We start from the raw sequence: 12,990 nt of genomic DNA, 5'->3' as shown, positions 1-12,990 counted from the left end.
GTGGAGCCTTACCGAACTCAGTCCGGTGTGGGGCGATACGGCATACGATGTGCTGAATTTCGGAACTGCTGCGTTGGCACTGCGGGCGCGCGTTCCGCTGAAGATCGGGATTGGTGACGGATTAAACCGCCCAGCTTCGATGTTCGGGGTATCGGTGCCGCGCATCGATAACCCGATGTTGAACCCGCTGACCAAGAAACCTATTCCGGCTGACGTCACGCAAGGCTGGTTGTGGCTCGGCGTTGGCTCTAAAGGGGCGGCGGTGATCAACGACATGCGTCAAACGGGAGATGGAGAATGAACTGGAGACGGCTTTACGCTACGTTGGAAATCTGGGTTACGGTCGGATTGTTTGTATTCGTTGGCGCGGGGTTCTGGTCCTTCATTGTGGCCGGCTTGTGCCGAATCGCGTTTAGGCTGGGAGACAACGAGGCAATGCTGCTGATTGGCCTTCCCATGTTGCTGGTAGTCGGAATCTTGTTGGCCCGATTTCTGCCCAGCCGGTTGCGACGAGCGGGCATGCTGAGCGACGAACCGGCGGAGTTCGGCCCATGGTTCATGTAGCTTCCAATTTCATGAAACCTACCGATCGGTTCAACAGGCAGTTGCACCAGAGCGAATACGACGCTGCGAAGCGGCATGCGAAAACTGTTGTGAGGGAATTGGGCATCAGTGAACAAGAGGCCGAAGGGCGGATCGTCGCGGAGATGCTGCGAAATTCGGATAAGCAGCCGGCGAAGACGTCGGGCGGCAAACACGATTACGAGATCCGTAGCATCGTTGGTGCCAAAACCTGAACTGCCACGGCTACAAAAACGATCCGCAGTATGCGAATCACGATTACAACAGCGAATACATCAAGCCAAATCAGACGGCCTATGATCTGGCGCAGAGCCAACTCGGGAGTGGCCTGACGGATGCTGAGTTGCGGCAGGAAAACTTGCAGTATGAACGCTTCGGAAAGCTCGCTACAACGAGTGTTGCCTGCCTGGTTGCAGGGCCAGTTGCTTGTAAAGCGGCGGCTTCTGGGTTGGCGACAACGCTTGGGTTGAGCTATTTGTCTGGGAGTCCCTTGACCACGGCCGAAACAATCGGTGGACTTTATGGCAGAGCTCTGGGGGGAATCTACGGCCAAACCTTGAGCGCATGGGCAGGTGGTACCAGTTCGTTAATGAAATCAAGCGTTCTCTTCGTGACAAAGACGGGGACGATTGCTGCTGGAAAGCAAATAGGCGTTCCGTTGGGAAATACGACCGGATTGGCTCGATCGGTTGATCCTATGTTTGATCCATCCACCAATCCTTGGTGGGGGATAAGAAATACTTGGGATCAGCTCGGGGAGCCGAAAAAATGAGCATGGAAATTGGTACAGTAGCAATCGCTCTTGCAGTTCCTCTGATTACGTTTCTGCTCTTTGGTAAAAATGTGGGGAATTCATTTGGGGCGAAGTTCTTATATTGGCTGAAATCAACGATGACGATGGCGCTACTGCTGTTTGCATGGTTTGCTTATAACGAGTCGATCTATTGCGCAGCACGGATACCGATAGGAGGAGAAGCACTAACGAATCGTCCAGCGCGAGTGTGGGCTAATCAGCAGCACGAACGGCGGAGTTTATCTGCGTGCGTGGCAACGCGCTGAACATCAACGGCTCGGACATCATTGCCTGGAAGGACGTGACGGGTATTGGTAAGAAAGCGACGATCGTAAGCCCCCCCCAGTCGACCGAAAGCCCCCTGCAAAAGCGAAGCCCCGACACAGCGGATAGCCGTCAAACCGCCCATCCGCCGTGTCCCCTCACGCCGCCTCAGGCGCCGAATCCAAAAAACCCGTCACGCTCTTGAACCGCCCGGCCGCGTCGACGACGCCGAAATCCGAGCCCTTCACGATGGGCTCGCCGCCCGGTGCGACGAGGTTCCACGAGAATCGCACGTGGTTGCCGAAACCGTCGACGGCGGCGTTGAGCCTAAATTCATGCTGGGGGAAGCGCTCATGCACGGCGCCCATCATCGCATCGATGCCGTCGTGTCCTTTGCCGGTCATCAGCGGGTCGACGTACGACGCGTCCTCGGCCCACGTCTGCGCGATCAAAGCGCGGCGGCGCGACGTATCGGTTTCGTTCCAGGCGGCGAAATAGCGGTCGACGAGATCGAGATGTGCAGTCATGGTGTGCTCCAAAGCTTCGTGGATGATGTGACGGCCAAGGCCGTATCGCTGGGGCGCGTTCGCCGGCTCGCTCTTTCGTTCGAACCGCTCGGCGCTTGAACCGAAGCTTCGGATATCGATCGATCGTCGTCGATTACGCGAGAGGTAATGGAATCGGCGCGCCGTTTCGCTATGATCGTCGTCATGAACTCGACCTTGACCTCATCGCGCGTCTCGCGCCCCGCCTCGCAACGCTCCATCCGCCCAGTGGGCGATTTGCTTCGCGAGTGGCGTCAGCGCCGCCGCATGAGCCAACTCGTGCTCGCCACCGAAGCGCAGATTTCGACGCGCCATTTGAGCTTCGTCGAATCGGGGCGCGCACAGCCGAGCCGCGAGATGCTCATGCATTTAGCCGAGCAACTCGATGTGCCGCTGCGCGCGCGAAACGCGCTCTTCGTGGCTGCCGGCTACGCGCCGCTGTACGCGGAGCACGCGTTGAGCGATCCGCAACTCGATGCGGCGCGTGAAGCGGTCCAACTCGTTCTACGCGGGCACGAGCCGTATCCCGCGCTCGCCATCGACCGGCATTGGACGATGGTGGCCGCCAACCGTGCGCTCGCGCCGCTCGTCGCACGTGCAGCGGCCCGTCTGCTCGAGCCGCCCGTCAACGTGTTACGCCTCTCGCTGCACCCCGAGGGTCTCGCCCCGCATATCGTCGATTGGGCCGGCTGGCGGGCGCACGTGCTGCAACGCGTGGAGCGGCAGGCGCAAGCGAGCGGCGATACGACGCTCGCGGCGCTCGTCGAGGAACTCGCCGCTTACCCGGCGCCGCCCGGCGCGGATCTCGAACCGAGCCGCGAGCCGGCGCCGCTTGCCGATGTCGTCGTGCCGTTTCGTCTGCGCACCGACATCGGCGTGCTTTCGTTTTTCAGCACGACGACCGTTTTCGGTTCGCCCGTCGACGTTACGCTCTCCGAACTCGCCATCGAAGCATTCTTTCCGGCCGATGCGGCCACGGGGGATGCGCTGCGTGCTTACCACGCGTCGCAACAAGGCGAACGCCTGGATAAGCGCAGCGCCGGTTAGGGCTTCAACGCGAAAGGTCGAGCACGCGTAGGCCGGACAACGGCAGCGATGCGGCGGCGTCGGAAGGCGATGGGCTCATGCCGTCGCATCCTGTCGAGATGCCTGAGCGGCGTCGATCCCGAGGGCAATGTACCGCTGAAGATGGTGATCTTCGTCGCCGAGTTCATGGTCGATCATCACGAGCCGCTTGGCGTAGTGCGCGAGCGGCAGCTCCCAGGTCATGCCGATGCCGCCGTGAAGTTGCACGGCTTCGCGCGAGAGGCGCGTGCCGACTTGCCCAATGGTGTATTTGGCGGCAGACAGAGCACGCTCGCGTACGAGCCGCCGCGTATCGAGCGCGGCAGCGGCGTTGATGACAGCCGAGCGCGCTTGTTCAAGATCGATCGCAAGATCGGCCATGCGGTGCTGCAATGCTTGGAAGCTGCCAATCGGCACACCGAACTGGCGGCGCGTGCGCAAGTAGTCGAGCGTGGCGGCGAATGCGGTTTCCATCGCGCCCAGCGCTTCGGCGCACAAGGCAAGCAGGCCAAAGCCGGCCGCCGTCTCGAGCAGTGCGAATCCGCCGTCGAGCGGGCCGAGTAGTGCGTCGGCAGGCAACGCGACCTCGCGCAGCAGGAGTTCGGCGCCCCGACCGCCGTCGATCAGCGGATAGCCGCGCAGGGCTAATCCGGGGGTTTCCCTCGGCACCCAAAACAGCGAGATGCCCTGTTCGTCGTCGACGGCGCCGCTCGTGCGCGCGGAAACGACGAAGCCGTCGGCCGCCTCGCCGCAAAGAACGACCGCTTTTTCGCCGTTCAAGCGCCAGCCATCGTTCGCGCGGGCCGCGCTCGTGCTCACGCGCGCGAGTTCGTAGCGCGAATTGGGCTCGCCAAAGGCAAACGTGGCCACCGTTTCACCATCGATCAGCCCGCCGAGCCAAGCGCGCTGCGTCTCGTTGCCGCCCAACGCGATTGCGCGACCCGCAACGAGCGCGCCTAGGAACGGTTCGACGACGAGCCCGCGGCCCAGGTGTTCGAACACGACGGCGATGTCGTCACCCGCGCCGCCGAACCCGCCGTGTTCCGGCAAGAACAACGCCCCGATCGCCCCAAGCTCGCCGAAGCGGCGCCACATCGCCCGATCGAAGCCATCGGAAGAGGATGCATGGCGTTGGCGCGTGTCGAAGGGGTACTGCTCGGAGACGAAACGCGCGAGCGCGTCGGCAAGCATGCGTTGCTCGTCGGTCAATTCGAAGTTCATCGTCGGGTCCGCTCAGAGTTCGAGGATCGCTTTTGCGATGATGTTCTTCTGGATCTCGTTCGATCCGCCGAAGATGGAAAGCTTGTAGTTGTTGAAGTCGCTCTTGGCTGCATCGGGGGCGTCGAACGGGCCCAGCGGCTCGCCCTCGTAGCCGTCGTCGAACGCTTCGTCGACGAACGGCTGAGCGTAAGGGCCGAGCGCGCGCCGCATCAGCGCGGCGATGTCCTGACGGATCTGCGTGCCTCGCACTTTCAGCATCGAGCTTTGGGCGCCCGGCGCGCCGCCGCCCGCCGTCGCCGCGATCGTGCGCAGGTTCGTCGTCTTCATGTTGTCCAAATCGATCGCGATGCGCGCAAGGCGAGCCGCGAAGAGCGGGTCTTCGGCAAGCGGGCGCCCCCGGTGCATGATCTTCGCCGCGGCGCGTTCCAGCCGTTCGAGCGCTGCTACGGAGAACCCGACGCCTGCGATATTGGTTCGTTCGTAAGTGAGCAGGTACTTCGCATAAGTCCAACCGCGGGTTTCTTCTCCGACGAGGTTGGCCACGGGCACACGAACGTCGGTGAAGAAGACTTCGTTCACTTCGTGTTCGCCGTCGAGTGTGACGATGGGGCGCACTTCGATGCCCGGCGTGCGCATGTCGATCAGGAGAAAGCCGATGCCTTCCTGCTTGCGCACATCGGTGGCCGTCCGTACCAGACAGAAGATCATGTTCGCGTAGTGCCCGAGCGTCGTCCATGTCTTCTGACCGTTGACGATATAGTGCTCGCCGTCGGCATCCACGCCACGAACGGCGCGCGTGGACAGCGAAGCGAGATCGGAGCCCGCGCCCGGCTCCGAATAGCCTTGGCACCACCAATCGCTGCCGTCCAGAATACGCGGCAGCCAATGCCGCTTTTGCGCCTCGCTGCCGTACTTGATCAGCACGGGGCCCAGCATGTTCACGCCGAACGGCACGATGCGCGGCGCACCCGCCAACGCGCATTCGTTGTCGAAGATGAACCGCTCGACGGCGCTCCAACCGGAGCCGCCATACTCGCGCGGCCAGTGGCTCGCGAGCCATCCGCGCGCATGGAGAATCGCATGCCACTCGGCCATATCCTCACGGGTCAGCCTCAACCCATGTTTGACTTTGTGCGCCGTGTGCGCCGGCAAGCGCTCGTCGAGAAAGCGTCTGACCTCGCTGCGAAACGCTTCTTCTTGCTCGGTGAAAGTGAGATCCATTAAGCCGCCGTGCCGTTCAAGCTCGAAAAGCCGGCCCCCCGTTCGACGAGTTCGACGATGAGCGGCGAAGGCCGCCAAAAGAACGCGTCCTCTTGCGACAGCCGCGTCAGTTCCGCCAGCACGGTCGGCAACCCGAGCATATCGGCGTACTTCATCGGGCCGCCTCGGTAGCGCGGAAAACCATAGCCGTAGATCAGCGCGACGTCGACGTCGAGCGGGCGCAAGGCGATGCCTTCGCGCACGACGTTCGCCGCTTCGTTGATGACGGCGCACATCAGGCGGCGCACGATTTCCTCGTCGGTGAAGCTACGCGGCGAAACGCCCACGCGCACACGCTCGGCTTCGATGATCGCTTCGACTTCGGGATCGGGCGTGCCGCTGCGCGAGCCTTGTTCGTACCGGTAAAAACCACGCCCGGTCTTTTGGCCGAACCAGCCGCGTTCGCAAAGCCGATCGGCGATTTCGACGTAGCGCATGCGCGGGTCGCGCGTGGGTGCGCGACGCTTGCGCGCGGCCCAGCCAATGTCGCCGCCGGCGAGGTCGACCACTTGATAAGGGCCCATGGGATAACCGAACTCGCGCATCGCGCGATCGATTTGATAAGGCGATGCGCCGTCCTCCATCAAGTAGTCCGCTGCGGTGCGGTAGACAGCGAGTAGGCGATTGCCGATGAAACCGTCGCATACACCGGCGCGCACCGGCACCTTGCGCAATTGCTTGGCAAGCTCGAACGAGGTGGCGACGACCTCCGCGCTGACCCGCGACGGGACGACGATTTCCAGCAGCTTCATGACATTGGCCGGCGAAAAGAAATGCAGGCCGATGACGTCGCTCGGGCGGGAGGTAGCGTCCGCGATTTCGTCGATGTCGAGGTACGAGGTGTTCGTGGCGAGAATCGCGCCGCGCTTGCAGACGCGATCGAGTTCGGTGAAGACGGCCTGCTTCACGGACATGTCCTCGAACACGGCTTCGATGACGAGGTCCACGCCGGCAAGTGCATCGTACGATGTGCTGCCCGTGAAGCGTGCGAGGGCCGCATCCTTCGCCTCGGCTTTGATGCGGCCTTTCGCGACGAGGCCGTCGTAGACCCGTTCGATGTGCCCGCGCCCGCGTGCGAGCGCTTCGTCGTCGCGTTCGATCATCGTGACCGGCAGTCCCGCGTCGAGCACGGCGACGGCGATGCCTGCCCCCATCGTACCGCCGCCGACGACGCCGATCGTCGCGATCGGACGCGGCGTCGCCGCTTTCGTTTCAGGTGCTTTCGCCACTTCGCGTTCGGCGAAGAATGCGTGAATGAGCCCGGCGCGCTGCGGGCTTTCGAGGCACTCGACGAACAGCTTTCGCTCGAGGGCGAGGCCCTCGTCGAACGGCAGCGTCAGTGCGGCTTCGACGGCATCGACGATCTTCAGCGGCGAAAAGAGGCCCCGCATGCGCGCGGCTGTTTCCTTGCGCGCGGTTTCGATGGCGGCACGGGCGGTTTGTGTATCGGCGAGCGCCGTCGCAGCCCGCGTCGGCCGCACGCCCGCCTTGGCGGCGAGCAATTCGCGCGCATAGGCGAGGCCTTCGCCGAGGATGTCGTCCGTCCTGCCGAGACGGTCGACGAGGCCGAGCGAGAGCGCCTCCTCCGCGCGTGCGTGGCGGCCCGAGAGCATCAGGTCGAGCGCTTGCGCGGCGCCGATCAGCCGCGGCGCGCGCTGCGTGCCGCCGGCGCCGGGCAGCAACCCGAGCTGCACTTCGGGCAAGCCGAGCTTGGCGCCACGTACCGCGAGCCGGTAATGCGCGGCCAGAGCCACTTCGAGGCCGCCGCCGAGCGCGGCGCCGTGGATCGCGGCCACCACCGGCTTCGAGCACGCCTCGATGCGGTTGCACACCGACGGCAGCAGCGGTGGCAGCGGCGGCTTGCCGAACTCGCGGATGTCGGCGCCGGCGATGAAATTGCGCCCCGCGCCGACGATGAGAACGGCCGCGACGGCGGGATCGACCTCCGCAGCCTCGATCGCTTCCACCAGAGCGCGCCGCACGTCGACGCTCAGGGCGTTGACGCTCGGGTGGTCGATCGTGACGACGAGGATGTTGCCGTGCAGGTTCCGAGAAACGACGGGGGAGGCGGATGAGGGAGTCATGGGCGTGAGGCGGGAGAGGTGGACGATCTCCGGATTGTCAGGGGGCTAGCGGCAATTGACAATCCGCGCAGGCATTGACAGACTGTCAAAGGAAATTTGACGATCAATGCTGCAAGCCCTCCGCGTTATGGACCTTAATTCCCTCTCTTTGCTGGTGGAGATCTTGGAGGCCGGCAATCTGAGCGAGGCGGCGCGCCGGCTCAAGATGACGCGGGCGAACGTCAGCTACCACCTCAATCAGTTCGAGCGCACGCTCGGGCTGCAGCTCGTGCGCCGTACCACGCGGCGTGTCGAGCCGACCGAGGCGGGATTGCGGCTGGTCGAGCACGGCCGCGCCATCCGTCGCGCGCTCGAAGCGGCGCAGGAGACGGTCGAAACGCTCGGCCGAACGCTACAAGGGCGCGTGCGTCTTTCCGTACCGAGCGGCTATGGCCAACTCGTCATGGCCGACTGGCTGCTGGAGTTCAAGCGCCTGCACCCGGGCATCGTGCTCGACGTCATGTTTGAAAACCGTGTCGAGGATCTACTGCGCGACGAGGTCGACATCGCGGTGCGAGTCATGTCCGAACCGCCCCAAAATCTCGTTGCGCGCGACATGGGCGCGGTGCGCTACGTCGCCTGCGCCTCCCAGGCGTATGCAAGCGAGCATGGATTGCCGACTGAACTGGATGCGCTGCGCACGACGCCGCTGATTACCGCGGCTGTCGTCGGGCGACAACTGCGAGTGGCGGCGTACCTGGGCGACGATCGCCACGAGGTGCTGCTGGAGCCGACGCTGATTTCGGAAAATTTTCTATTTCTGCGCCAGGCGGTGCTCGCGGGTCTCGGGGTGGGGATCGTCCCCGATTACGTGGTGCAGGAAGATATGGCGAACGGGGCGGTCGTGACGACGCTCGATGCGTGGAGGCTGAGTATCTTCGGCACTCGGATGTACCTGCTTTACATGCCCGATCGCCATCAGACGCGCGCGGCGGCCACGTTCGTCGACTTCATCCTCGAACAAGCCAGAAAAACGGGGCGGGCCCGCTGAATTAGCCGGGCCCGCCCCGCGCTCCGCCGCGCAACTTTCGCGCGGCGAAAGATGCCGCCAACTGGCGACTAGTGGTGCTTTTTCACGTCACGGTCGCGGTTGAGCTCGTCCTTCACGTCTTCCTTGGCGTCGCCGTAACCCTTGCGGATTTCCCCGGCGGCTTCTTGGAGGTCGCCCTTGGCTTGCTGAGCCGGGTCGTTGGTCACCTTCCCGACCGCCTGGTTCACCTTGCCCTTCGCTTTTTCCGTTACGCCCTTCACTTGGTCCTTGTTCATGTGAGCTCCTTTTACGGTATGCCGCACGTGCGACACGGATTCATCCGCAACGCGCGTGCCCGCCCCGCGCGCTAAGCACGGGAGGCGGCGACGCAAGGTGACGACGGTCTTCCGTCGCCCGGAGGGTCAGAACGCAGGGGGGCGCTCAGCGGCATCGGCTTGCGCCGTGGCGGCGGTCGCGGGCGCCTCGTTCGTTTCGAGGACTGGCGCTAGCGCGGGGCCGAGCGATTTCAGCAACTGCACGGCCATGGCGCTCGTGTAGTCGTAGCGCGCGGCATACGGCTCGTGCGTGTATGCCGTCAGCGTGCCGTAGAAACGGTCGCCGATGACGAAGACGAACGTGGCGGTCCGATTGACCTTGCGCGATTCGATGAGACGCGCGCCGCGCGCATAGACGTTCAAGCGCTGATCGCCCGTGCCCGTCTTCCCGTAGACCGGAAGCGAGCGCCCGTCGCCTAGCGGCAGCCCGCTCGACAATCGTGCGCCGGTGCCGCCTTGAACGACGTCGTGCAGCAAGGCGCGCGCGACCGAGGCGATCTCCGGCGAGACGACGTCATGACCGGGGTTCGATGCGTGGGCGAAATGCGTTTCGAACGGCGTGCCGGCGGCAAACTCGAGTGTGTCGACGCTTTGTGCTCGCCGCATCTTGCCGTCGTTCGCCAGGATGCCGATCAGTTGGGCGAGGGCCGCGGGCCGATCGCCCGACGCGCCGATCGCGGCGGCATACGATGGCGTGACCGTCTCGAAAGGATAGCCGAGCGCGCGCCACGATTTGCCGATGGCCTCGTAGGCCTGCAGCTCGACCATGCGACGTATGCGCCGGTCTTGGGTGGCATGGTGGCGTGTCTTGAAGAGCCAAGCGTACGACGTGAGGCGCGCGTCCCGGCTCGCCTTGCGCAGTTCGTCTTCGGTCGCGTTCGGGTGCGTGCGCAAATAGGCGAGCATCCAAAGCGCGATCGGGTGCACGCCCGCGATATAGCCTCGGTCGTTCAAGTTGAACTTATCCACGCTGTACTTCGCGTATAGCTTGGCGAGATCCTCGTCGGACAGCGATGCGGCCGGCGTATGCGCGAGCGCGGCCCGCATGTGCTGCGCGAACCACGCGAACGACGCGTCGGGTGCGACGCTGCGCAGCGCCGTGGCGAGCTTGGGCGGGCTCTTGCGCATATCGGCGACGAGCGTGTCGAGCGCGTCGTCGGCCGACTTGCCGTGGTACTTCACGTAGAACCGGTGCAAGTAGACGAGGCTTTCTCCATCGGCGAACTGCACGAGGTAACGGCGGCGCGTGGCGGGGTCGTCGTACCAGTGCGCGGAGGGCCCGGCGCTGCTCACCATCTCGTAGTGGACGATGTCGCGCATGAGTCGGACGAACACGAGGTTCACCGAATGCTGGAATGCTTCGCGAACGGTCAGAATCCGCCCGTTGTCGGATTTGTCGAAGTTCGAGAACGCTTGCGCGCCGCCGCCGGTGTAGAACGTCTCGCCGGGGCTCGCCGAGTACTTACGCTCGACGGCTGCGTCGAGCATCGCGGACAGCGACTTGTCGTTCGTGTGCGAAAGGTAGTCGACGGCCCATCGCGACAGCCCATCGAGCGGATCGATGCTGACGTGTTTCAACTCGGCATTGCTGAGCGGCGCGTAGCGCGCATGCAGCGCCGACACGATTTGAAGATAGGTGATCACCGTGCGCAGCTTGGCGGTCGAACCCAGGTTGAGCCGCGCACCGCCGTTGATGTCGAACGGCTGGTTCACGCTATCGGTCTGCACACGCACGACATCGCCGCCGTTCGTGCGTTCGAATAGGGCGAAACTGAAGGAGATCTTGGACGGGTCGTCGCCCGTGCGCAGCATCTCGAACCCATACAAGCCCGCCGCTTTGGCGCCGTCGACGGTCGCCGCCTGCGCAAGCCGTTCGCTCACGACGCGCTGCACCGCGGCGTTCAGCGTGGAATGCACGGTGAGGTCGAGCCGGTCGAGATCGTAGAACCCGTTCACGCCGAGCGCTTGCTGCAATTGCGAGCGCACGAGCGTCACGGCCTTGCGTGCGACGAACGAGGTAGCCGGCTTCGGCGGCACGGCTTGGTGCAACTCGAGCGAGGCCCCAAGCGCGGCGTCGCGCAGCGGCGCCGAAATGACGCCGTTGGCGGCCAGCACGCGGATGTAGCTGTCGGTCAACCGTTCGAGGGCCGGGTGGTTGCGCACGAGGTAATACGACGGCGCGCGCTGGGCGATCAGGAGCGAAAGCGCCTGCTTGAACGCCAACGCTTGCTCCGCCAGTACCCCCGGTGCGAGCGGGCCGTTGCCGGTCTCGGCGCCCGCCTGTGCAAGCAGGCGATTGACTTCCCCGAAGTCGCGGCCGTACCAAGCCGTCAAGCCGTCGCCCAACCCCTCGATTTCGCCGATGCCGGGCCGTGCGGCCAACGGCACGGTGTTCAGGTAATGCACGACGATGGCTTTGCGGGCGTCGGTCGTGTTTTCTCCGCCTAGATACGCGCGCACCGAAGCCGACGCAATCTGGCGCAGCTTTTCGGGCGGCGTCGCGGTGCGTCCGCCCTTCGAGTGCCGGAACTTCTCGGTCTGCGTGGCTAGCGTGCTTCCCCCGGGGGTGGACTGATGGCGGTTGACGAGCCGAAGCGCCTGATCCCACAGCGCGCGCCCGAACCGGCCCCAATCGATGGCCGGGTTGCGGTCCGGCTGGCTCGCATCGAGCAGATAGCGATCCTCGATGAACGTCAGCGACCCCACGATCAAGGGCGGAATGGAATCGAAATCGGCATAGGCGAGGGCGGGGTAGCGGGCGCTAAATAGCGGCACGCCTTGCTCGTCGAACAGGCGCAGCCCGGCCTGATCCTTTTCCGCGTAGGGGATGAACAGGCCTTGGTCGGCGACGGATTTCATCATCGACGAATCGCGGGCCTGACTCGTCACGACAAAACCGCGTGCTCGCAATCGCGCTTCGAAATCGGGCATGCGCGCATAGCCGAAACGCACGTCGTAGGGTCCGCCCGGCGAGGGGAATCGAATGCTGTCACTCGCCCCGGGTTCGACTGAAAACGATATCTGTCGACCGATATTCGCGAAGTAACGCGCCTGTAGACGGGAGGTCTGCATTTCGAGCGAGACCCCATAGGCGAGGACGCCGACCAGCGCGGCAATGCCGACGAGCGTGAGCCATTTCCATCGCGCGCCCGGCGACATCGTGGCGATGTAGCGCAAGGGCAGGCGGGCGAGCGGGCGATTCATGATCAGGCTCCCTGGGCAGCGTCGCCCCCGAGCGCGCTTTCGCCTTTCGCCGCCGCCGCGACGCGTCGCGACGGCTCTCGGCCGCCGCGCGCCATCGCGTCGTGGCGCGATGGCGCGCTGACGACGCTCGTACTAGTGTAATCGTGCGCCGAACGCCTGTGCAGGGGCCATCGTGTGTTCTGGCGCACGAATCGGGCTTCGGTTTCGCGCGTTCCCTTGCCGCCGGCGTTCCCACCGTTTCGTGTGAGCAATGCGCAAGCCCGGATGCTTCGAGCGCCGGCGCAGCGTCAGGCGCCGAGTACGAACGGCGTGACTCACGATGCATATATGCAAAATCGGTACGTCTAATCTGCGTAAATATGACGTCGATCTTGACTGAATTGCATTATCGCGCGGTATTAATTTCTCGCCTTGGACGGCTATGCGGCTAACGAGGTTTGCCTCGAATTCGCAATGACCAAAAATGTGCGATGATTGCGTTCGTTTAAATCAGTCTATCGATGTTTCGGTAGGGAAATATAGAAGAGCCTTTGGCGTGCATCTCACCGAGAGCCGCGGCTCGGCCTGCGCCGAGTCGCGGGAGCTGCACTCAGGATGTCGATACTTCGGCCGCCGCGGGCGTCCGTTC

The 12,990-nt window shown here is 63.9% G+C and carries 11 protein-coding genes; 5 read left to right on the top strand and 6 right to left on the bottom strand.

Annotated features, from left to right (window positions below; genetic code table 11):
• Positions 1-25: 25 nt before the first annotated feature.
• From ACTHNR_RS08570 to ACTHNR_RS08560, 3 genes are all read left to right on the top strand, one after another.
• The gene (locus tag ACTHNR_RS08570) at positions 26-301 is read left to right on the top strand and encodes a hypothetical protein (protein ID WP_440547144.1); all 276 of its coding nucleotides are present in this window, start codon (positions 26-28) and stop codon (positions 299-301) included.
• A gap of 250 nt (positions 302-551) precedes the next feature.
• A complete protein-coding gene (locus ACTHNR_RS08565; protein WP_440547143.1) occupies positions 552-797 on the top strand; it encodes a hypothetical protein in 246 nt (81 codons plus the stop codon).
• A gap of 553 nt (positions 798-1,350) precedes the next feature.
• Entirely contained in the window at positions 1,351-1,641 is a 291-nt protein-coding gene (locus ACTHNR_RS08560) for a hypothetical protein (RefSeq protein WP_440547142.1), read from the top strand.
• 156 nt (positions 1,642-1,797) lie between these two features.
• On the opposite strand, the gene ACTHNR_RS08555 is transcribed toward ACTHNR_RS08560, so the two are convergent.
• Entirely contained in the window at positions 1,798-2,166 is a 369-nt protein-coding gene (locus ACTHNR_RS08555) for a nuclear transport factor 2 family protein (RefSeq protein ID WP_440547141.1), read from the bottom strand.
• Between the two features lie 183 nt (positions 2,167-2,349).
• Between ACTHNR_RS08555 and ACTHNR_RS08550 the strand changes: the two genes are divergently transcribed.
• A complete protein-coding gene (locus ACTHNR_RS08550; RefSeq protein ID WP_440547140.1) occupies positions 2,350-3,231 on the top strand; it encodes a helix-turn-helix domain-containing protein in 882 nt (293 codons plus the stop codon).
• Positions 3,232-3,306: 75 nt separating this feature from the next.
• Here ACTHNR_RS08550 and ACTHNR_RS08545 read toward each other — a convergent pair whose 3' ends face one another.
• From ACTHNR_RS08545 to ACTHNR_RS08535, 3 genes are read right to left on the bottom strand one after another with little or no spacing between them, the layout of a single operon-like run.
• Complete coding sequence (locus ACTHNR_RS08545; protein WP_440547139.1) at positions 3,307-4,470, bottom strand: acyl-CoA dehydrogenase family protein; 1,164 nt, start codon at positions 4,468-4,470, stop codon at positions 3,307-3,309.
• A 12-nt stretch (positions 4,471-4,482) separates the two neighbouring features.
• Positions 4,483-5,691, bottom strand: coding sequence for an acyl-CoA dehydrogenase family protein (locus ACTHNR_RS08540; protein WP_440547138.1), 1,209 nt, complete (start codon positions 5,689-5,691; stop codon positions 4,483-4,485).
• Positions 5,691-7,814 carry a 3-hydroxyacyl-CoA dehydrogenase NAD-binding domain-containing protein gene (locus ACTHNR_RS08535; protein WP_440547137.1) on the bottom strand — a complete coding sequence of 708 codons (2,124 nt, stop codon included), beginning with the start codon at positions 7,812-7,814 and terminating at the stop codon, positions 5,691-5,693. Before ACTHNR_RS08535 ends, ACTHNR_RS08540 begins: the two co-directional genes overlap by 1 nt.
• A 127-nt stretch (positions 7,815-7,941) precedes the next feature.
• Between ACTHNR_RS08535 and ACTHNR_RS08530 the strand changes: the two genes are divergently transcribed.
• Positions 7,942-8,844 carry a LysR family transcriptional regulator gene (locus ACTHNR_RS08530; protein WP_440547157.1) on the top strand — a complete coding sequence of 301 codons (903 nt, stop codon included), beginning with the start codon at positions 7,942-7,944 and terminating at the stop codon, positions 8,842-8,844.
• Positions 8,845-8,912: 68 nt separating this feature from the next.
• Here the strand turns inward: ACTHNR_RS08530 and ACTHNR_RS08525 are convergent, their stop codons facing one another.
• On the bottom strand, positions 8,913-9,119 hold the full coding sequence (locus ACTHNR_RS08525) for a CsbD family protein (protein WP_440547136.1): 207 nt from the start codon (positions 9,117-9,119) through the stop codon (positions 8,913-8,915).
• Positions 9,120-9,245: 126 nt separating this feature from the next.
• The gene (locus tag ACTHNR_RS08520) at positions 9,246-12,362 is read right to left on the bottom strand and encodes a transglycosylase domain-containing protein (RefSeq protein ID WP_440547135.1); all 3,117 of its coding nucleotides are present in this window, start codon (positions 12,360-12,362) and stop codon (positions 9,246-9,248) included.
• Between the last annotated feature and the right edge of the window lie 628 nt (positions 12,363-12,990).

This window comes from Trinickia sp. (genome assembly GCF_051954495.1).
In the GTDB taxonomy this organism is placed as follows: domain Bacteria; phylum Pseudomonadota; class Gammaproteobacteria; order Burkholderiales; family Burkholderiaceae; genus Trinickia.
This window is presented reverse-complemented; position numbering and strand designations above follow the sequence as displayed.

Bases quoted from the DNA above. Each gene is read 5' to 3' on its own strand.
- ACTHNR_RS08530 (WP_440547157.1), top strand. From the start codon at position 7,942: ATGGACCTTAATTCCCTCTCTTTGCTGGTGGAGATCTTGGAGGCCGGC.
- ACTHNR_RS08560 (WP_440547142.1), top strand. From the start codon at position 1,351: ATGAGCATGGAAATTGGTACAGTAGCAATCGCTCTTGCAGTTCCTCTG.
- ACTHNR_RS08555 (WP_440547141.1), bottom strand. From the start codon at position 2,166: ATGACTGCACATCTCGATCTCGTCGACCGCTATTTCGCCGCCTGGAAC.
- ACTHNR_RS08565 (WP_440547143.1), top strand. From the start codon at position 552: ATGGTTCATGTAGCTTCCAATTTCATGAAACCTACCGATCGGTTCAAC.
- ACTHNR_RS08550 (WP_440547140.1), top strand. From the start codon at position 2,350: ATGAACTCGACCTTGACCTCATCGCGCGTCTCGCGCCCCGCCTCGCAA.
- ACTHNR_RS08540 (WP_440547138.1), bottom strand. From the start codon at position 5,691: ATGGATCTCACTTTCACCGAGCAAGAAGAAGCGTTTCGCAGCGAGGTC.
- ACTHNR_RS08520 (WP_440547135.1), bottom strand. From the start codon at position 12,362: ATGAATCGCCCGCTCGCCCGCCTGCCCTTGCGCTACATCGCCACGATG.
- ACTHNR_RS08535 (WP_440547137.1), bottom strand. From the start codon at position 7,814: ATGACTCCCTCATCCGCCTCCCCCGTCGTTTCTCGGAACCTGCACGGC.
- ACTHNR_RS08525 (WP_440547136.1), bottom strand. From the start codon at position 9,119: ATGAACAAGGACCAAGTGAAGGGCGTAACGGAAAAAGCGAAGGGCAAG.
- ACTHNR_RS08545 (WP_440547139.1), bottom strand. From the start codon at position 4,470: ATGAACTTCGAATTGACCGACGAGCAACGCATGCTTGCCGACGCGCTC.